At 60.9% G+C, this 19976-nt stretch carries 16 protein-coding genes; 14 read left to right on the forward strand and 2 right to left on the reverse strand.

The annotated features are described in order from the left end of the window. Positions 1-25: 25 nt before the first annotated feature. The 9 genes from ACNFG0_RS09235 (at position 26) to ACNFG0_RS09275 (ending at position 11983) form a co-directional block, all read left to right on the forward strand. The gene (locus ACNFG0_RS09235; RefSeq protein ID WP_416764533.1) at positions 26-1009 is read left to right on the forward strand and encodes a hypothetical protein; all 984 of its coding nucleotides are present in this window, start codon (positions 26-28) and stop codon (positions 1007-1009) included. Further along, positions 1002-1745 (forward strand): HIRAN domain-containing protein, encoded by a 744-nt coding sequence (locus tag ACNFG0_RS09240; protein ID WP_416764534.1) that lies wholly within the window; start codon positions 1002-1004, stop codon positions 1743-1745. Before ACNFG0_RS09235 ends, ACNFG0_RS09240 begins: the two co-directional genes overlap by 8 nt. Positions 1746-1875: 130 nt before the next feature. After that, positions 1876-3288 (forward strand): hypothetical protein, encoded by a 1413-nt coding sequence (locus ACNFG0_RS09245; protein WP_416764535.1) that lies wholly within the window; start codon positions 1876-1878, stop codon positions 3286-3288. 216 nt (positions 3289-3504) lie between these two features. Further along, positions 3505-3708 (forward strand): hypothetical protein, encoded by a 204-nt coding sequence (locus ACNFG0_RS09250; RefSeq protein WP_416764536.1) that lies wholly within the window; start codon positions 3505-3507, stop codon positions 3706-3708. 1158 nt (positions 3709-4866) lie between these two features. Further along, positions 4867-5349, forward strand: coding sequence for a formate dehydrogenase subunit gamma (locus ACNFG0_RS09255; RefSeq protein ID WP_084858113.1), 483 nt, complete (start codon positions 4867-4869; stop codon positions 5347-5349). After that, positions 5343-6902 carry a formate dehydrogenase beta subunit gene (locus tag ACNFG0_RS09260; RefSeq protein ID WP_416764537.1) on the forward strand — a complete coding sequence of 520 codons (1560 nt, stop codon included), beginning with the start codon at positions 5343-5345 and terminating at the stop codon, positions 6900-6902. The genes ACNFG0_RS09255 and ACNFG0_RS09260 overlap by 7 nt, the downstream gene beginning before the upstream one ends. Then, positions 6899-9775 carry a formate dehydrogenase subunit alpha gene (gene fdhF, locus ACNFG0_RS09265; RefSeq protein ID WP_416764538.1) on the forward strand — a complete coding sequence of 959 codons (2877 nt, stop codon included), beginning with the start codon at positions 6899-6901 and terminating at the stop codon, positions 9773-9775. The genes ACNFG0_RS09260 and fdhF overlap by 4 nt, the downstream gene beginning before the upstream one ends. Then, positions 9772-9981: a formate dehydrogenase subunit delta gene (locus ACNFG0_RS09270; protein ID WP_196154704.1), complete on the forward strand. Its 210-nt coding sequence runs from the start codon at positions 9772-9774 to the stop codon at positions 9979-9981. The genes fdhF and ACNFG0_RS09270 overlap by 4 nt, the downstream gene beginning before the upstream one ends. Before the next feature lie 184 nt (positions 9982-10165). Further along, positions 10166-11983 carry an ABC transporter ATP-binding protein/permease gene (locus tag ACNFG0_RS09275; RefSeq protein ID WP_416764539.1) on the forward strand — a complete coding sequence of 606 codons (1818 nt, stop codon included), beginning with the start codon at positions 10166-10168 and terminating at the stop codon, positions 11981-11983. A gap of 5 nt (positions 11984-11988) precedes the next feature. Here ACNFG0_RS09275 and ACNFG0_RS09280 read toward each other — a convergent pair whose 3' ends face one another. Beyond that, positions 11989-13206 carry an MFS transporter gene (locus ACNFG0_RS09280; RefSeq protein WP_416764540.1) on the reverse strand — a complete coding sequence of 406 codons (1218 nt, stop codon included), beginning with the start codon at positions 13204-13206 and terminating at the stop codon, positions 11989-11991. A gap of 320 nt (positions 13207-13526) precedes the next feature. Between ACNFG0_RS09280 and ACNFG0_RS09285 the strand changes: the two genes are divergently transcribed. The 5 genes from ACNFG0_RS09285 (at position 13527) to ACNFG0_RS09305 (ending at position 18567) form a co-directional block, all read left to right on the forward strand. Beyond that, positions 13527-15761 carry a TonB-dependent siderophore receptor gene (locus ACNFG0_RS09285; protein ID WP_196154707.1) on the forward strand — a complete coding sequence of 745 codons (2235 nt, stop codon included), beginning with the start codon at positions 13527-13529 and terminating at the stop codon, positions 15759-15761. A 104-nt stretch (positions 15762-15865) separates the two neighbouring features. After that, positions 15866-16153: an iron transporter gene (locus ACNFG0_RS09290; protein ID WP_416764541.1), complete on the forward strand. Its 288-nt coding sequence runs from the start codon at positions 15866-15868 to the stop codon at positions 16151-16153. After that, positions 16150-17679 carry a PepSY-associated TM helix domain-containing protein gene (locus ACNFG0_RS09295; RefSeq protein ID WP_416764542.1) on the forward strand — a complete coding sequence of 510 codons (1530 nt, stop codon included), beginning with the start codon at positions 16150-16152 and terminating at the stop codon, positions 17677-17679. Before ACNFG0_RS09290 ends, ACNFG0_RS09295 begins: the two co-directional genes overlap by 4 nt. Beyond that, the gene (locus ACNFG0_RS09300; protein ID WP_416764543.1) at positions 17676-18002 is read left to right on the forward strand and encodes a DUF3325 domain-containing protein; all 327 of its coding nucleotides are present in this window, start codon (positions 17676-17678) and stop codon (positions 18000-18002) included. The genes ACNFG0_RS09295 and ACNFG0_RS09300 overlap by 4 nt, the downstream gene beginning before the upstream one ends. A 25-nt stretch (positions 18003-18027) precedes the next feature. Continuing rightward, positions 18028-18567: a histidine phosphatase family protein gene (locus ACNFG0_RS09305; RefSeq protein WP_416764544.1), complete on the forward strand. Its 540-nt coding sequence runs from the start codon at positions 18028-18030 to the stop codon at positions 18565-18567. A gap of 82 nt (positions 18568-18649) precedes the next feature. On the opposite strand, the gene ACNFG0_RS09310 is transcribed toward ACNFG0_RS09305, so the two are convergent. Beyond that, positions 18650-19435 carry a sulfite exporter TauE/SafE family protein gene (locus ACNFG0_RS09310; RefSeq protein ID WP_196145526.1) on the reverse strand — a complete coding sequence of 262 codons (786 nt, stop codon included), beginning with the start codon at positions 19433-19435 and terminating at the stop codon, positions 18650-18652. Positions 19436-19976 lie beyond the last annotated feature (541 nt).

The following is a 19976-nucleotide window of genomic DNA, read 5'->3' on the forward strand; positions in this document are numbered from 1 at the left end:
GAGGCTTAACGGATGCGGGTCGGTTATGTCGTATGAAATCTTGGATGTGTCAGGTTACAAAAGGGACGAGGTTGAGCCTTTAGGTACCAAATCTAAGTATTGGTGTACCGGGCCAGGTGGAAAGGAATTTTTATTTAAATCGATCGTTACATTCGACTCGAAATTTAATCTTGTTTCGAGAGGCGGCGAAGATTGGGCTGAGAAAGTGGCATGTGAACTGGCGAAATTCTTGTCGGTGCCCTGTGCGACATATGATCTTGCCCATGATGGAGAGTCGCGCGGTGTAATCACTCCAAACTTTCTGGAGCGGAAGAGTTCTTACCTGATTACAGGGAACGAGGTTTTAAAAAATTACAGCAGTGCAGTCCCTGTCGAGGCAGAGAAACGTTCAGAAAAGCAGAATATTATGCATGTTTACATTATTTTGCGGCGAATCATTCGAAACAAGCCTCTTGGGTTCAATAGCCTGCCGGGAATCAAAACAGCAGCTGATTTTTTTACAGGATATTTGATGCTAGATGCTTTGATTTCGAATCAGGATAGGCACAGTGAGAACTGGGGGTTGGTAGTGACTGAGAAGGGTAGTCGTCACCTAGCTCCTTCTTTTGATCACGCCGCCAGTCTAGCTAGAAACGAGTCTGATGAGACGAAGTGTGCTCGTTTATTGTCGAAAGATAAGGGGCAGCAAGTCTCAACATATGTAACTCGCGCTAAATCTTATTTTTATCTTAGAGATAAGAGGTTGCGCACGATGAAGGCATTTGGATATTGGGGGGTTTTACGGCCGTTGGCGGCTCTGAGTTGGTTGGAAAGGCTTGATAAATTGACTTATGAAAGGATGCGGGCTATTATTGATCTGATTCCAATGGAAGTGATGAGTGATGAATCTAAAAAATTTGCCCTTGAAATGCTTGTTTGTAACAAGTCGAATATGATGGAAATGGTTCCGTTCTTTGAGAGGAATTTGAACTCGTCATATAGAAAGTGGCAGATTGAAAACTATGAGTAGCGCATTTGTTTTGTGGCAGGATCCAGGTACCTCATTGTGGGAGCCAGTTGCGAAACTGTCTGAAGAGGAAGGGATTTTTAAGTTGGCTTATACTCGGGGCGCCCTGAATAAAAGATTCAGTGCTTTCCCTCGTATGGATCACATGGTCAAATCTTATATTTCTACTGAGTTATTTCCATTTTTCCAAAATCGTCTTATTCCGGAGCGGCGTCCAGAATATTATTCGATGTTGAGTTGGCTGGACATGGTTCCAGGTTCTAGTGATCCAATTGAGATCTTGAGTGCGTCAGGAGGGGCTCGGAAAACTGATAGCTTTCGGGTTGTAAAAGTTCCTCAGAGAAGTCCTGATGGTTTTTATAAGCTTAAGTTTTTTGTGAGTGGAATTCACTACGTCTCGGATGAGGCGAAGATTGATATCAATCATTTGACGAAAGGCGATCGGCTTCAGTGTGTGGTTGAGCCGAATAATCCGATGGATAAAAATGCGGTTAGCTTGGTTAAGCTTAGATCGCGCATGCATTTGGGTTATTATCCTTCTTATCTCAATGAGGATCTCATTAGGTTAAATAAAGCTTGTGGTGCAGACCTGTCATCATTGCTGACCGAAGTAAAAGTCGTAAAGGTGAATCTTGGTGCTCCAGAACAATATAGGCTGCTCTGTGAGTCCCGTACGCCTTGGCCGGACGGCTTTGTACCGTTTCAAACTGAGAAATATCAACTGCTAATTGATGATTAATTCACAGTGGTTGGTTTGCAAGCCCTTCAGGTTAACCCCGTGAAGGGCTTTTTTTTGAGATGTGGACATGAAATGTGGCATTTTGATATTATGTTTTGTAACTGGCTGTAATTAAATGGATCTAGCTCGCATGAAATCAATTAAATCATACTTTACACTTTCCGCCGAAACTACCGTGGCTGATGTTTTTAATGAGTGCGTCAATTGGATTTTAGATTCGCCTCATACTTCATTTGCACAAGAAGAGCTTGTCAGATACACGGCTGAGGATGAGTTTTTGCATAGAAATGAAGATGACAGTGAAATTATTGAATATTCTTATGCGAGCGCTGACGGTGTTTCCGTATCCTCGATGCGTTATGCGAAATCGCAAGAGGCTGTAAAATGGGTTACCGAGATATCTGCCCGTAAAGAGTTAGATGTACTATGGGTAAGTGTCGTATCGAGCATTGTTACGACCACTGCTCTAACTGCTCCGATAGGGTTGAGTATTAAGCGCCCATTGATTGCAATTCGTTTGTTAGATAGGTTTGGTGGTGGTACAGATGGTGATTTTCCTTTAGGTGTTAACCCTATTGTTTTGAGGGATGATACTACTAGTTTGGAGATTGCGAGAAGAGTTGTTGTAGGGGAAAACATAAGTGCGCTTCCTGTGATTTATGTGAGTGCTAAATTTTTTGATCGGCATGCTCTTATCCCAGATAGGCTCGCAAGAAAGGTCTGCGGTATGGCACATGTAGTCGTTGAGCCAAGTCGCGACTTCTCGTTTAAGTTGCGGCCGCAAGTAAGCTCTCGAAATGTTTATGCTGGTTCTGTAGGTATTTATTGGCCAAATGGTGCGGGCGTTACCTTGTGTCGACGCGGAGCTGACGATGCTAAGAGTTTTGAAGACAGGATTTTTAGGTGTGTAGCTGAAGCTTTGTCAGTACTAATTCCTCCTCAAAAATGTGGGTGGGAAGAAGTAATACATGTAAAGAATAGAAATGCTATTGAGCAATTGAAGGAAAATGGTGAGGCTAATGAAATTGTAGGGCTGTACGAAATCGAAATTTCGCAAAAAGACGAAACGATTGCTCAGATGAAAAAAGAAATTGATCGTCTAAGCTATATGCTGAGGTTGTCGGAGTCAAAACGCCCTGTACAAGGTGGCTTGATTTTAGATACAGGCGCGGAGGATGATTATTTTGAGTTGGAAACACTTTCAGTTGTTTTGGATGCAATGAGAGAATACTCCAGTAAGAGTACGCATCCGAATTCTCGTCGCCAACATCTCATGACAGCAATATTGGATAATAATAATTCAAATGATTTGCATGAGCAAAAGTCTAAAGCGCTCAAAGACGCCTTGCGTGGCTATAGAGATATGTCAAAGAAAGTTCGGGATACTTTCGAGGAGCTTGGCTTTAGTGTAGAGAGTGATGCTAGGCATTGGCGAGTTGTGTATCAGGGGGATGAGAGATATACCTACGTTCTGCCTAAGACAGGAAGTGATTATCGTGGGGGGTTAAATGCTGGGGCGGATATTTCCAACTTGGTATTCTGACCATGTATTCATGATGGTTGGGGGCGAAGGCGTAATTCTGAGTCTGCGATCTCGAAAGCACAAAATTTGACGTAGATGGATATCGTTAAATTATAGAGATTCTTAAAATGCCGTTCTGGTAGATGGCATTCTGCCATGCGGCGCTAGCAATTAAGGGAAGTTCGGTTATTGGGGCATGAAGTCGTAAGACGAAGCTCGTAGGGAAGGGGAGCATCAATGAAGAAATCGTTTCTAGGGCTGCTTGAGGCGGGCGAGCCGCTGATTGTCGAAGCTATCGAGGCTAGGCGAGAGCTCCACAAAGCAGAAGCGGAAGCTAGGCCGACCGGTGAAATTGAGCGGCTTCGCATGCTGGCAGACGCGCTGTATGAGGCAGTAACGGATTATCAGATGCTCACACATGATCGCCAGGTGCTTCACTAGCCACAGGGACGTGATAGGGGAAATCGAGCGCCAGATACGAAAAAGCGCCCAAGCCCTTTATATACGGGGCTTGGGCGCTTTGTCTAGTCGGTACTCCAGCACAATTAGTGTGTGGTTAGGTAGCTTTGGGATTTTCTGAATCGGTCGGGAGAATCTCCATTTCAAACAGATCATTGAGCTCCTTCGTGTTGCTGCATAGGGTGTAGATATGGGAGTCAGTGTCTGAGTAGACCTTGAAGTGCCTCTTCGTGCTTATATCTCGCGAGCCAGTTTCTCGATTCCTGCAAAGAGCGGGGTGCCGCGGTACCGCTGAAGCTCCTGCCAAGTGGTGAGGGGCATCTGAACCCCCTCAAGTTCGTAATCGAGGTTACTTTAGGAGTAATTGCCATCGGTAGAGATCTCCATGATTACTCGCGATTGGAGAACTCGATGGTGGCATATTGATTCTAAGCGTGGTTCGTTGGTACAAAAATGGTACGGATTAAAAATCCTACTCATCAATCCCTTTAAGATTAAAGGTTCTAAGAAAACTGGCCCCAATCCATCATCGGCGCAACGCTGAAGCGGCGGGTGGGCTCAGGGCGAGCAATGGTCAGGGTGGTGGCGTTTTCAGCTGGCATGGTTCACGGCGGGTAACGGGGCGGACGGAAGTGTCTGCGGCGCAGGGTGTCGGTCGGACGCGCTGGAGAAGAGTGCAAAAGCGGCCGTTACATTGTTCGGCGCTGCTCCGAAGACAGTCGGGCCATAGTCTATCAAGAGTGGCGGTCGTTTACCTCTTGGAAGGAGCGTCGACCGTCGGTCGCTCCGGTCCAGCGGGTGGATTCGGTCATTCACCCATTTGCCATGGCCGCGAAAAGTCATGCTGATGGGTTGGTCGGGTTGAAGCGAAAAACAGTTGGCTCCTACAGCACCAGGCAAAAAGCCTTCCAGCACCCCGCGTCGGTTTCAGGATGAGCCCTGTCGCTTGGGTGCAAATCTCCAGCGCTAGGGCTGCCATGCTTTAAGGATGCCTAGGGAACCAGTGCGCGCAGACGCATGGCCATGGGCACGGAGGGCGTCCGTAACCATGCAACCGTGACATGGCCGGTGCGCCGCAGCAGAAGACACCGGCGGCCTGCCCAGGGAGGCAGGTCGGTCCGTGATGCCGAGGTCCGCTGTATGCCTGATGAGACGCTTCACCTGCCATTGATCCAGACCGTGCTGGAACGCTTCAAGGACACCCCCGGTGCCTTGCTGCCGATCCTCCACGCCATCCAGGAAGGCGCGGGCTATGTGCCCGATGGCGCCGTTCCCGACATCGCCCATGCTCTGAACCTCAGCCAGGCCGAGGTACGCGGGGTGATCAGTTTCTACCACGATTTCCATACCACGCCGCCGGCGCGCCATACCCTGCGCCTGTGCCGGGCCGAGTCTTGCCAGAGTCGTGGGGCCGAGGCGCTCGCCGCGCAGCTGCGCGAACAGCTGGCGCTGGACGACCATGGCACCAGCGCCGATGGCGCGATCAGCCTGCGACCGGTGTACTGCCTGGGCGCCTGCGCCTGCTCGCCAGCCCTGGAGCTCGATGGCCAGTTGCATGCCCGTATCACCCCTGAACGCTTGCGTTCCCTGGTCAATGGCTGCCTGGAGGACGAAGCATGCTGAAGCTGTTCATTCCCTGCGATTCGATCGCCCGCGCCGTCGGTGCCGACCAGGTCGTCGAAGCCTTGGCCCGCGAGGCCGAACGTCGGCAGTTGCCGGTAGACATCCAGCGCACCAGTTCCCGTGGCTTGTACTGGCTGGAGCCGCTGGTCGAAGTGGAGCAGGCCGATGGCCGCCACGGTTTCGGCCCAGTCAGCGCCGATGACGCGCCTGGCCTGTTGGATGCGCTGGCCGGTGAGCCTGCCAAGCATTCGCTGGCCCTGGGGCCGGTCGAAGACATTCCGTACCTCAAGACCCAGCAGCGCCTGCTGTTCGCCCGTGCCGGCATCACCCGGCCGCTGTCGCTGGACGACTACCGCGCCCACGGCGGTTTCGAGGGCCTGGCCCGGGCCGTTGCGCTCGATGGCGCCGAAGTGGTCGCCGCCGTGCTGGACTCCGGCCTGCGTGGCCGTGGCGGCGCGGCGTTCCCGGCCGGTATCAAGTGGCGCACCGTGCGTGACGCCCGTGCAGAACAGAAGTACGTGGTGTGCAACGCCGATGAAGGCGACTCCGGTACCTTCGCCGACCGCATGCTGATGGAAGGCGACCCCTTCCTGCTGATCGAAGGCATGGCCATTGCCGGTCTCGCCGTGGGCGCGACCATGGGCTACATCTACGTGCGTTCCGAATACCCGGATGCGATCCGCGTGCTGAACCAGGCCTTCGACATCGCCCGTGAGGCAGGTTACCTGGGCAATGACGTCGCTGGCAGCGGCAAGGCCTTCGACCTGGAAGTGCGGGTCGGTGCCGGTGCCTATATCTGCGGTGAGGAAACCGCGCTGCTGGAATCCATCGAAGGCAAGCGTGGCATCGTCCGCGCCAAGCCGCCGCTGCCCGCGCTCGAGGGCCTGTTCGGCCTGCCGACGCTGGTGCACAACGTGCTCACCCTGGCCTCGGTGCCGGTGATCATGGCCAAGGGCTCGGCGTTCTACCGCGACTTCGGCATGGGCCGCTCGCTGGGCACCATGCCGTTCCAGCTGGCAGGCAACATTCGCCAGGGCGGCCTGGTCGAGCGCGCTTTCGGCCTGACCCTGCGCGAACTGGTGGAAGGCTACGGCGGTGGTACCGCCAGCGGCCGACCGTTGAAGGCTGCGCAGGTGGGTGGCCCGTTGGGCGCCTGGGTGCCGCCCAGCGCCTTCGACACGCCGATGGACTACGAGGCCTTCGCCGCCATCGGCGCGATGCTCGGCCACGGTGGCGTGGTCGTCGCCGACGACACCCTGAACATGGCCAGCATGGCCCGCTTCGCCATGCAGTTCTGTGCCGAGGAATCTTGCGGCAAGTGCACGCCGTGCCGAATCGGCTCGACCCGTGGCATGGAAGTGGTGGACCGGCTGATCGCCGCCACCGATGTCACCGAGCGTCAGAACCAGGCCCAACTGCTGCATGACCTGTGCGACACCATGCAGTACGGCTCGCTGTGCGCCATGGGCGGGATGACCTCCTACCCGGTGGCCAGCGCCCTCAAGTATTTCCCCGCCGACTTCGGTCTGACCACTACGGAGGTCGCCCAGTGATCAATTTCTTCGACCCCGCCAGCGACATCGACCTGGGGACGCCTGCCCGCGAAAGCGACGTGCAGGTCAACCTGGTCATCGATGGCCGTGAAATCAGCGTGCCTGCCGGCACTTCGGTGATGCGTGCCGCGGCGCTGCTGGGCACCACCATTCCCAAGCTCTGCGCCACCGACAGCCTGGAGGCCTTCGGCTCCTGCCGCATGTGCGTGGTGGAAATCGAGGGCATGCGCGGTTACCCGGCATCCTGCACCACACCCGTCACCGAGGGCATGGTGGTGCGTACCCAGACCTCACGCCTGGCCGACCTGCGCCGCAACGTGATGGAGCTGTACATCTCCGACCACCCGCTGGACTGCCTGACCTGCTCGGCCAACGGCAACTGCGAGCTGCAGACCGTCGCCGGCCAGGTGGGCCTGCGCGAGGTGCGCTACGGCTACGAGGGCGAAAACCACCTGGACGAGAAGAAGGACGTCTCCAACCCGTACTTCGACTACGAGCCGAGCAAGTGCATCGTCTGCAACCGCTGCGTACGTGCCTGCGAAGAAATCCAGGGCACCTTCGCCCTGACCATCACCGGCCGTGGCTTCGAGTCGCGTGTGGCAGCAGCTGGCGGTGACAACTTCCTGGAGTCCGAATGCGTCTCCTGCGGTGCCTGCGTGCAGGCCTGCCCGACCGCGACCTTGAGCGAGAAGAGCCTTATTCAGCTCGGCCAGCCCGAGCGCGCCGTGATCACCACCTGCGCCTATTGCGGCGTGGGCTGCTCGTTCCGCGCCGAGATGAAGGGCGACCAACTGGTGCGCATGGTCCCGGACAAGAACGGCGGCGCCAACCATGGCCATGCCTGCGTCAAGGGCCGCTTCGCCTGGGGCTATGCCACCCACCCGGATCGCGTCACCAAGCCGATGATCCGCAAGCACATCAACGACCCGTGGCAGGAAGTCAGCTGGGACGAAGCGGTCAACTACGCGGCCAGCGAATTCCGTCGCATCCAGCTCAAGTACGGGCGTGATTCCATCGGCGGCATCACTTCCAGCCGCTGCACCAACGAAGAAGCCTACCTGGTGCAGAAGCTGGTACGCGCCGCCTTCGGCAACAACAACGTCGACACCTGCGCGCGCGTCTGCCACTCGCCGACCGGCTATGGCCTGAAGCAGACCCTGGGCGAGTCGGCCGGTACCCAGAGCTTCGACTCGGTGATGCAGGCCGACGTGGTGCTGGTGATCGGTGCCAACCCCACCGACGCCCACCCAGTGTTCGGCTCCCAGCTCAAGCGTCGCCTGCGCCAGGGCGCGCGGCTGATCGTCATCGACCCGCGCCGGATCGACCTGGTGGATTCGCCTCACGCCCGCGCCGAGCTGCACCTGCAGCTGCGTCCGGGCACCAACGTGGCCATGCTCAATGCCCTGGCCCATGTGATCGTCACCGAAGGCCTGGTCGACCAGCCGTTCATCGATGCTCGCTGCGAGGCGGCAGACTTCGCCCGTTGGCGCGACTTCGTCAGCCTCCCGGAAAACGCACCTGAAGTGCTCGGCCCGGTCTGCGGCGTGCCGGCCGAACAGATCCGCGAAGCGGCTCGCCTGTACGCCACCGGCGGCAACGCGGCGATTTACTACGGCCTGGGCGTCACCGAGCACAGCCAGGGCAGTACCGCGGTGATGGGCATCGCCAACCTGGCCATGGCCACCGGCAACGTCGGCCGCGAAGGCGTGGGCGTGAACCCGCTGCGTGGGCAGAACAACGTCCAGGGCTCCTGCGACATGGGCTCCTTCCCCCACGAGCTGCCTGGCTACCGGCACATCTCCAACGAGACCGTGCGCAGCGAGTTCGAACAGGCCTGGGGCGTGACCCTGCAGCCCGACCCGGGCCTGCGCATCCCCAACATGTTCGAGGCGGCCCTGGACGGCAGCTTCAAGGCGCTCTACTGCCAGGGCGAGGACATCGCCCAGAGCGACCCCAACACCCAGCATGTCACCGCCGCCTTGATGGCCATGGAGTGCGTGGTGGTACAGGACATCTTCCTCAACGAGACCGCCAAGTTCGCCCACGTATTCCTGCCGGGCAGCTCGTTCCTCGAGAAGGACGGCACCTTCACCAACGCCGAGCGCCGCATCTCGCGGGTACGCAAAGTCATGGAACCGCTGGCCGGCAAGGGCGACTGGGAAGCCACCGTGGCCCTGGCCAATGCGCTGGGCTACAAGATGGACTACCGCCACCCCTCGGAAATCATGGATGAGATCGCGCGCCTGACCCCGACCTTCCACCGGGTCAGCTACGCCGAGCTCGACCGCCACGGCAGCCTGCAATGGCCGTGCAACGACGAGGCGCCGGACGGCACGCCGACCATGCACATCGACCAGTTCGTGCGTGGCAAGGGCCGCTTCATGCTGACCGGCTACGTGCCGACCGACGAGAAGGTCAACAACCGCTTCCCGCTGTTGCTGACCACTGGGCGTATCCTCAGCCAGTACAACGTCGGCGCCCAGACCCGCCGTACCGAGAACGTTGCCTGGCATGCCCAGGACCGCCTGGAGATTCACCCGACCGACGCCGAGAGCCGTGGCATCAGCGATGGCGACTGGGTCGGCGTGGGCAGCCGGGCAGGGCAGACGGTGCTGCGTGCCAAGGTCAGCAGCCGGGTCGCGCCGGGCGTGGTGTACACCACGTTCCACTTCCCCGAGTCCGGGGCCAACGTGATCACCACCGATAACTCCGACTGGGCCACCAACTGCCCTGAGTACAAGGTCACGGCGGTGGAAGTGGTGCGGGTGTTCCAGCCGTCCGAATGGCAGAAGCGCTACCAGGCCTTCAGCGATGAACAGCAGCGGCTGCTCAAGGAACGCCGCCAAGCCGAGAAAGCCGAGGTGCGCCGATGAGCAGTGGTCACGAAAGCCTGGTCAAGATGGCCAACCAGATCGCCCAGTACTTCGCCAGCGAGCCCGACCGGGCGCTGGCGGTGGAGGGGGTGAGGCAGCATATCCAGAGCTTCTGGACGCCAGCCATGCGTCGGCAACTGGGGGAATGGTCCCAGGCCAATCCGCAGGCCGAGCTGCATGCGTTGGTGCGTGAGGCACTGGCCTAGCGCGGTCCCGCCCAATTGCCGGCAAGCCGGCTCCCACAGGGGGCTGTGCCAATGCTCCCTGTGGGAGCCGGCTTGCCGGCGATTGGGCCGCTCGCAAAAGATGAAAAGTCCGTCATGTATGCCTGACGAATCCGGGGGCAATGCTACGCTCGCCAGATAACCCGCATTCGTATGGAAGTCACCCATGGACATGAACTGGCACCAGGCCCTGCAGGAGAGCCTGAGCTGGCTCGCAATCGCCTCTCTGTTCACCCTTGCCGGCTTTGCCGCCGCCGGCGCCCTGGCGGTGCGTTTTACCCGTTGGGGCCGGCAGTTTTGGCAGCTTGCCGGCGCCTATTTCAATTTCAGGCGCAGCTGGCGCCCTTTGCTGGTGTTCGCGCTGTTGCTGGTACTTACGCTGTTTTCAGTACGTCTGAACGTGCTGTTCTCGTTCTGGTACAACGGCTTCTACAGCGCCCTGCAAGCCCTCGACCAGACGGCGTTCTGGTACCTGCTGGGCGTATTCGCCGTATTGGCCACCATCCATGTGCTGCGCTCGTTGTTCACCTACTACGTGACCCAGGCCTTCAGCATCCGCTGGCGCGTGTGGCTGACCGAACGCCTGACGGCCGACTGGATGCAGGGCGATGCCTACTACCGCGGGCGCTTCCTCGCAGAGCCGGTAGACAACCCTGACCAGCGTATCGAGCTGGACGTCAACGCATTCGTCACCGGGTCCGTGTCGCTGGCCTTGGGTGCGGTCAGCGCGCTGGTGTCCCTGGTCGCCTTCACCGCCATCTTGTGGGGGCTTTCCGCACCGCTGACAGTGGCTGGCGTGGAGATTCCCCGGGCGATGGTGTTTGCCGTGTACCTGTACGTCATCGTCGCGACCTGGATCGCCTTCCGCCTCGGGCGCCCGCTGATCCGCCTGAACTTCCTCAACGAAAAACTCACCGCCAATTTTCGTTATGCCCTGATGCGCCTGCGCGAGAACGCCGAGAACATCGCGTTCTACCAAGGGGCCCAGGTGGAGCGGGGTACGCTGTTGGGGCGCTTCGGCGCGCTGATCGTCAATGTCTGGGCGCTGGTCTACCGGAGCCTGAAGTTCAACGGTTTCAACCTGGGGATCAGCCAGGTCGCGGTGGTATTCCCGTTCATTCTCCAGGCGCCGCGGTTCTTCAGTGGCGCGATCAAGCTCGGTGACGTCATGCAGACCTCCCAGGCCTTCGGCCAGGTGCAGGATTCGCTGTCGTTCTTCCGTGAGTCCTACGATACCTTCGCCCAATACCGCGCCACCCTGGACCGTCTGACCGGTTTCATCGACGCCAACCAACAAGCCAGCGCGTTGCCGCGGGTGGTCACCAAGGACCAAGCCCAGGCGCTGGAAATCTCCGGCCTGCAGGTGTTGCGCCCCGATGGCCACCGTTTGATCGCCGACCTCGAACTGCACCTGCAGGCCGGCCAGGCCCTACTGATCAAGGGGCCGTCCGGCAGTGGCAAGACCACATTGCTGCGGGCGTTGGCAGGCTTGTGGCCCTACGCCGAGGGCCAGGTCGCCCGGCCGTTGGGCAACCGTGCGCTGTTCCTCTCCCAGCGCCCGTACCTGCCGCTGGGCGACCTGCGCACCGCCATCGCCTACCCGGCGGCCGGTGCGCCCGAGGACGACCTGCGGATGCGACAGGCCCTGCGCCAGGTCAACCTGGCCCACCTGGCCGAGCGTCTGGAAGTCAGTTGCGATTGGTCGCATATCCTTTCGGTCGGTGAGCAGCAGCGCCTGGCTTTCGCTCGGCTGTTGTTCAACCGGCCGCAGGTGGTGTTCCTCGACGAGTCCACCTCGGCCATGGATGAAGGGCTCGAACACGCGCTCTATTCACTGCTGCGCCACGAAATGCCCGACACTTTGCTGGTGAGCGTCGGCCACCGCAGCACCTTGGCCGCGTTCCACACCCACAGGCTGGAAGTCGATGGTCAGGGCGGCTGGTCGTTGTTCGAGCAGCAAGCGGCCGAGGGCACGCTGGCCTAGTTCTGTCAGCGGTCGATGGCTCCGCGCAACAGGGCCACCCCGGCGAGGGTGGCCGCAGCGAAGAGGGCACCCAGCAGGAACGTGGCCTGGTAGCCGGCGGCATCCCAGAGTAGGCCGGCCACTACGCTGGCGACCAGCAACGCCACCCCGGACAGCAGGTTGAACATCCCGAACGCAGTGCCGCGCAAATCAGCCGGTGCGCTGTCGGCGATCAGCGCGCTGAAGATGCCCTGGGTAAAGCCCATGTGCAGCCCCCACAGCACCACGCCCACCCCCAGGCCCAGCCAGCCCGGTGCCCATGCCAGGGTCAGGTCGGCGGCCACCAGCAGCCCCAGGCCGATCAGCAGCATCGCCCGGCGCCCGACCTTGTCCGACAAGGCGCCGGCAGGGTAGGCCGAGAGCGAGTAGGCCAGCGACATCAGCACCAGCACAGCGGGCGTCCACAAGGCTGGCAGGCCCATGGCCTGGCCACGCAGCAGCAGGAAGGCTTCACTGAAGCGCGCCACGGTAAACACCGTCGCCAGGATGATCAGCCGCCAGTAACGCCCGCCCAGGCGGGCCAGTTCCTTGACCGCCAGGGGGGCGCGCACGGGAGCTGGCCTGCTGGAAGCCTCGGGCTCGCGAACGAAGGCGATGAGTACGAACAGGGCCAGGAAAGCCGGTATCACCGCTATCCAGAACACCGTCTGGAAGTGGCTGGCCGTCAGCCACATCAACAGGATCGCCAGCAATGGCCCGAGGAAGGCGCCCACGGTATCCAACGCCTGGCGCAGGCCGAAGGCCGCACCCCGCAGCCCAGGCGGGGTGACATCGGCGATAAGCGCGTCCCGCGGGGCCCCGCGGATGCCCTTGCCGATCCGGTCGACGAAGCGCGCCCCGACCAGCCACCCCAGCCCCGAAGCCAGGGGAAACACCGGCTTGGTCAGCGCCGCCAGGCCATAACCCAGCACCGTGAGCAGCTTGCGCTTGCCCAGCCGGTCGCTCAGCGCGCCGGAAAATACCTTGCTGATCGACGCCGTCGCCTCGGCTATACCTTCGATGAAACCCACCGCCACCACCGAAGTGCCCAGTACCGTGACCATGTAGAGCGGCAGCAACGCGTGGATCATTTCCGAGGAAATGTCCATGAACATCGATACGAAACCCAGGGCCCAGACGCTACGAGGGATGGCCTGGAGCGTCTGGTGGGAGGGCGAGGAGGGGGCGTGGCCAGCATGTCTCATCGAGGTCCTCGCGGGCTTGTCATGTTCGATACGGTGTAATGCTCTTCACTGTAGGACATGGCCATGCCGGAGACGAACTGCTGGGTCGAGTCGGGTGAGGACCAGCGCTGCGGCGGTCCGTCAATTGCGATGGTATGGCAAGGGCTTCGCCCTTGATCGCGGGACAAGCCCGCTCCCACAAGTTCCCTGCCTATCTGTAAATTTCGTAAATAAGATTTAAACCCATTTGAGAATCATTATATTCACGATCCCTGTCAGCCCCCGTAATCGTATGGGGGCCGGGTTATGCCTTTGGCCCATGAACCGCAGGAGATCTGTCGATGCAACCCAGAACCTCACCCAACAGCCTGGCCCTGGCCTTTGTCGCACTGGCGTCGCCGGCCATGGTGGCGACTGCGGCCCAGGCCGAGCAGAAGCAGGCCGCCGAGGTGCTGGAGGTTCCGGTCGATGGCAACGCCTTGGTGATCCAGGACACCCTGGTCACCGCCGAACGTGAAGCTCGCCAGGCCCTGGGCACCTCGATCATCACCGAGGAGGACATCAAGCGCCATCCGCCGGCCAACGACCTGTCCGACCTCATCCGCCGCGAACCCGGGGTCAACCTGACCGGCAACAGCGCCAGCGGCGCGCGGGGCAACAACCGCCAGATCGACCTGCGCGGCATGGGCCCGGAGAACACCCTGATCCTCATCGATGGCAAACCGTCGAGTGCGCGCAACTCGGTACGCTACGGCTGGAACGGTGACCGCGATACCCGTGGCGAGACCAACTGGGTGCCGGCCGAGGCGGTCGAGCGTATCGAGATTCTTCGCGGCCCGGCTGCGGCGCGCTACGGCTCCGGCGCCATGGGCGGGGTGGTGAACATCATCACCAAGCGCCCCACCGACGAACTCAAGGGCAATGTCAGCCTCTACACCCAGCTGCCCGAAGACAGCGCCGAAGGGGCCAGCCGCCGGGCCAACTTCAACCTCGGCGGTGGCCTGACCGAGAACCTGGGCTTTCGCCTCTACGGCGGTCTGGCCAAGACCGACGCCGACGACCTGGACATCAACGCAGGGCACGCCAACAGCGCCTTGGTGGCCGGCCGCGAGGGCGTGCGCAACAAGGACATCAACGGCCTGTTGAGCTGGAAGCTCAACGACGAGCATCGCCTGGAACTCAACGCCGGCTACAGCCGCCAGGGCAACATCTTTGCCGGCGACACCATGAACAGCAACGGTGGCGGCGACCCGGAATTCGTCTCCGACCTGTATGGCCATGAAACCAACGTCATGCAGCGCAGCACCTACGACCTGACCCACCTGGGCGACTTCACCTGGGGTACCAGCAAGACCGTGCTGGCCTACGAATACGTGCGCAACTGGCGGTTGAACGAAGGCCTGGCTGGGCGCACCGAAGGCGCGCCGAACGACGAGGGGGCAGCGATGTCGCGCCTGCGCAACACGCGCCTGAACAGCGAAGTGAACCTGCCGTTCGCCCTGGGCAGCACCGAGCACGTGCTGACCCTTGGTGGGGAGTACCTGTACGAATCGCTCAACGACCAGGGCTCGTTCCGTCCGCAGACGTCCGACCCGAGCGGCAATGACCCGATCGTTGGCTTCGACCGCAGTGAAACCAAGATGACCGCCAGAAGCTACGCGTTGTTCGTCGAGGACAACATCGTACTGGGTGACACCACCATCACCCCGGGTCTGCGCTTCGATCATCACGAAACCTTCGGCGACAACTTCAGCCCGAGCCTGAACCTGTCGCACAAGCTCACCGAGGCCCTGAGCCTCAAAGGCGGCATCGCCCGTGCCTACAAGACACCGAACCTGTACCAGTCCAACCCCAACTACCTGCTCTACAGTCGGGGTAACGGTTGCAGCGTGAAACAGACCAACAACGGCGGTTGCTACCTGCAGGGCAATGCCGATCTCAAGCCTGAGATCAGCGTCAACAAGGAAATCGGCCTGCTGTACGACCGTGGCAGCTGGCGGACCAGCGCGACCTACTTTCGCAATGACTACAAGAACAAGATCATCGGTGGTACCGATGTGGTCTACAACCTGGGCAGCGGATCGCGTGTGACCCAATGGGAAAACGCCGGCAAAGCGCGGGTCGAAGGCATCGAGGGCAACTTCTTCATGGAGCTGACCCCGACCCTGGACTGGAACACCAACCTGACCTGGATGCTCGACAACGACAACCGCGAGACCGGCGAGCCGCTGTCGGTGATCCCCGAATACACCGTCAACACCACCCTCGACTGGCGTGCCACCGACAAGCTGTCGTTCCAGGTGGCGGGTACCTATTTCGGCAAACAGAAGTCGCCGACCTACAACTACCGCACCGAGCAGGACTACGACAAGGCTGCCCAGCAGGACGTGAAGGCGTATGGCCTGGTGGACGTGAGTGCTGGCTACAAGTTCAACGCCAACTATGACGTGCGGGTAGGGGTGAACAACCTCTTCGACAAGCAGATCCTGCGCGGCGGCAACGCCAGCAGCTCGGGGGCCAACACCTACAACCAGCCGGGGCGTGCGGTGTTCGCGGCGCTGAATATTTCGTTCTGATGTGTACAGGGGCCGCTGTGCGGCCCGATCGCGTAGAGCCTGTAGGAACGGGCTTGTCCCGCGATCGGTCTGCGCAGCAGTCCCGTGCACTCAAGGAGCCGTCGATGAGCGCGCTTTCCACCAGCCTAGGCATCCTCTCGCGCAGCGCCGCCGCATTGCTCGGCGGCTATGTCTTCACCTACGCCTTCACGGCCTGCCTGGCCCGTCTGTTGCCGCTGGCCCCGGCCGATGCCGTGACCGTCGCCACGCTACCGGCCTTCATCTTCTACACCGCCGCGATCCTTTGGGCCTTCGCCAGCCGTGATGCCTTGCGTGCCTGGCTGCCCATGGCCATCGCCACACCACTGGCCATGGCAGGGTTCTGGCCCCAGGTCGTGAGGTGGCTGGCATGAAGAACACCTTCACCCAATCGATGGCTTGGTTGCATACCTGGGCCGGGTTGATCTTCGGCTGGTTGCTGTTCGCCATCTTCGTCACCGGTACCCTGGCGGTGTTCGACAAGGAACTCAGCCATTGGATGCAGCCGGAGATTCCGGCCAGCGCAGTCTCCCAGGCCGACGCCGCCCACCGCGCCATCGCCTACCTGCAGGCCCATGAGCCCACTGCTGATAACTGGGGCATCAGCCTGCCCACCGAGCGCTCGCCGGGGCTGCGGGTTTCCACCGGCGACCGTCGCCATGGCGTCGGCGTGCAACTGGACCCGCAGACCGGCGAGCCGATCCAGGTGCGTGACAGCGTCGGCGGCAATTTCTTCTTCCGCTTCCATTTCACCCTGGACCTGCCGCGCAATTGGGGCATCTTCGTGGTCGGCGCCTTGGCCTTGGTGATGCTGGCGGCGCTGGTCACCGGCATCGTGATCCACAAGAAGATCTTCAAGGAGTTCTTCACCTTCCGCCCGGCCAAGGGGCAGCGTTCCTGGCTGGATTTTCACAATGCGAGCGCGGTGCTGTTGCTGCCGTTCCACCTGATGATCACCTATACCGGGCTGGTGATCTTCATGCTCATCTACATCCCGGCCGGGGTCGACGCGCTGTTCGACGGCGACACCCGGGCGTATTTCCAGGCCCAGGGCAATGCGCGACCGGAGACGCCGCGCCAGTTGGTCCGGCAGCCAGGTGTATTGGCCGACGTGGCCCCCTTGCTGGCCGAAGCCCAGGCACGGCTGGGGCCTATCGGCGGCCTGAACATCCGTAACCCCAATACGGCCGCGGCGCGCATCGAGGTCCGCCCTGAGCTTGGCAACCGCATCGCCCTGACCAAAGGGCACGCCATGGTCTTCGACGGTGTCACCGGCGAACGGCTCGGCGACGTACCCGAGCTGCGCCCGGCACCGCTGACCCAGCGGGTGATGGCAGGCCTGCATTTTGCTCAGTTCGGTGGCTACCCCATGCGTTGGTTGTACTTCGTATGCGGGCTGGTGAGCTGCGCGATGATCGCCAGCGGGCTGGTACTGTTCTGCGTCAAGCGCGGGCGCAAGTACGCCGGCGCCACGGACGAGACGTGGCCGCGTCGCTGGTACCGGTTGGCCGAGGTCTGCAACATCGGGTTCGTCAGCGGCCTGTTGCTGGCCTGCGCCGGCCTGCTGTGGGCCAGTCGCCTGCTGCCGGTGGAGTTGGCGCACCGCGAGGCCTGGGAGGTGCGGGCGTTCTTCGGCGCTTGGTTGCTGGCGCTGTTGCACGCAGGCGTGCGACCTGCCAGGCGCGCCTGGGTCGAGCAATTGGGCCTGGTTTCGTTGTTGTGTGCCGGGCTTGGCGTACTGGGTGCAGTCAGTGGGGCGAGCGGCAACCTGCGGTTGGGCGTCGAAGCCACCGGCTTGGTCCTGGGCTTGGGGCTGGCCATGGCGGCCTGGCGAGTGGCGCGTGCCGATGGGGCGCCGGTGAAGCGCCGTACAGCGCGCTACGTGGGGGCCAAGGGATGACGATGATGATGGTGGGGGGCCTGTTGTGGGCCTACGCGGGCATGGTCGGCCTGTGCCAAGGGCTGGAGCGGCACTACAAGCAGGTCTGGGGCAGGGCATGCCCGCCGCTGCTGCGCCGTGCACTGCGTGGCGGCGGCTGGGCAGCGCTGGTCATTAGCCTGCTGCTGTGCGCCGAAGCCTGGGGCTGGGCCATGGGGCCGGTGGCCTGGTTCGGGATGATCTCGCTGGCGGCAGTGGTGCTGGTGCTGCTGCTGCCGTATTGGCCGCGGCTGGCAATTGGGCTGGCGGGGTTGCTGCCGCTCTGGGCGGTGTCGATACTCTGAGCACCGCTCAACGACGAGACCACCTGTGAAAGCCGTTCGCCTGACCCTCATCTGCCATGCCTTGACCCAGAGCCAAAAGGTCGGACACTTCCACGCTGTCGACGAGGCCATCCTGCCCGTAGGCCACTGGCCCGCCGCAGCCGAGCCGGGCATTCGCATCCTGAGCGCGCCTGAACCTCGCGCGCTGCAAACGGCCATCGGCCTCGGGGCAACCCCAGCTATCGAGCCGGCCCTGGCGGACGTTGACCTGGGCGCCTGGCAGGGGCTGGCGCTCAAGCACTTGCAGGCCGAGGCCCCCGAAGCATTGGAACAATGGCTGCAAGATCCGCACTGCGCACCCCATGGTGGCGAGTCCATCGGCCAGCTTTGCCAACGGATTGCGGCCTGGCTGGAGGCGTTCAACGGGCCGGGAGAGACCTGGGCGGTGACCCACCCGCAGGTGATACGGGCTGCGCTGGTTCATGTGCTGGGCAGCCCATTGGCGGGGTTTCAGCATATCGACGTGCTGCCATTGGCGCGGTTGCAGTTGAGCCGGGCGGGGCAGTGGCGGTTACGCTTGGGCTGAGCGAGCTGGAGGGCTCCCGGGATCCTGTAGGAGCGGCCTTGTGCCGCGAAAGGCGCGCACAGCGCGCCCCCCATTACCCGATCTAGAACGCCAGCTTGTAGCCGATCAGCAATAGCATCGTCGCCAGGCAAGGGCGCAGCACGCGGTCGGAGATGCGCCCGGTGAGGTGGCTGCCCAGGTAGATGCCAGGCAGGGAGCCGAGCAGCAGGTAGCCCAGCAGCGACCAGTCCATGTTGCCCATGCCGGCATGGCCCAGGCCTGCCACTAGGGTCAGGGGCACGGCATGAGCGATCTCGGTGCCTACCAGGCGACGGGTGACCAGGAACGGATAGAGCAGGAACAGCGCTACGGTGCCCAAAGCGCCAGCGCCGATGGACGTCAGGGTGACCATCACGCCGAGCATCACGCCGGTGAGCACCGTGAGGATATTCAGGGTGCGGTCGCTCAGGTGATAGTGGTCGCCCGCGTGGCGGTTGGCAAAAGCCTGCAGGCGGGATTTGAACAGGATCGCCAGGGCGGTGAGGATCAGCACCACGGCCAGGCCTTGCTTGATCACTGCATTGAGCGCCGAGGTATCGGTGTGCAGGGTGCTGAGGAACCACAGGGTCGATGCTGCCGCAGGCACGCTGCCCAGGCTCAGCAAGCCGGTGATCTTCCAGTCGATGTTCTTGTTGCGCCCGTGCACCCAGACGCCGCTGGCCTTGGTGATGGCGGCATAGAGCAGGTCGGTGCCCACGGCGGTAGCCGGGTTGATGCCGAACCAGAGCAGGATGGGGGTCATGAGCGAGCCGCCGCCCACGCCGGTCATGCCGACGATGAACCCAACAACCAGCCCCGCGATGGTGAAACCGAAAGAACCTACATCCATACGCTACTCGACGCCCAACTTGCCCGTGATCGGATGGCTGCCAGCATAAAGGTTTTTTTATAACCGAATAGACTTGTTCGTTATTAGGTTATAACCAGCTGCTTTCTGTCTTCGTCTGGATGGATAAGGTGGCAATTCACCAGCCCTGTAGGAACCAGCTTGGCCCGCGATCAAGGGCGAAGCCCTTGCTAGGCGGCGGTGATATCTGGCCCGGCCCAATCGCGGCACAAGGCCGCTCCTACAGGGTTATGCAAGGCTTGCCACTGGCGGGTTGCCTGTGGGAGCGGGCTTGTCCCGCGATGGGCTGCATAGCAGCCCCAATGAGATGTCCCAAAATTAACCGACCGGCCTTTGCTTTTGCTTTTGCTTTTGCTTGCGATGCGCAATAGTCCAGGCGCCGCCAAACGCGACGTCAGGAGGCCGAGTGGAAGCATTACGGAGGTGGGTGCCGGGCATGGATGCCCGGCAAGCGGCGCAGGGCCATGGATGGCCCTTCGCCGCGCCCCACCGGGAGTAATGCCGGAGCGAGGGAACCCCGGAG

Source organism: Pseudomonas sp. NY15372 (genome assembly GCF_048068215.1).
GTDB lineage: Bacteria > Pseudomonadota > Gammaproteobacteria > Pseudomonadales > Pseudomonadaceae > Aquipseudomonas > Aquipseudomonas guariconensis_A.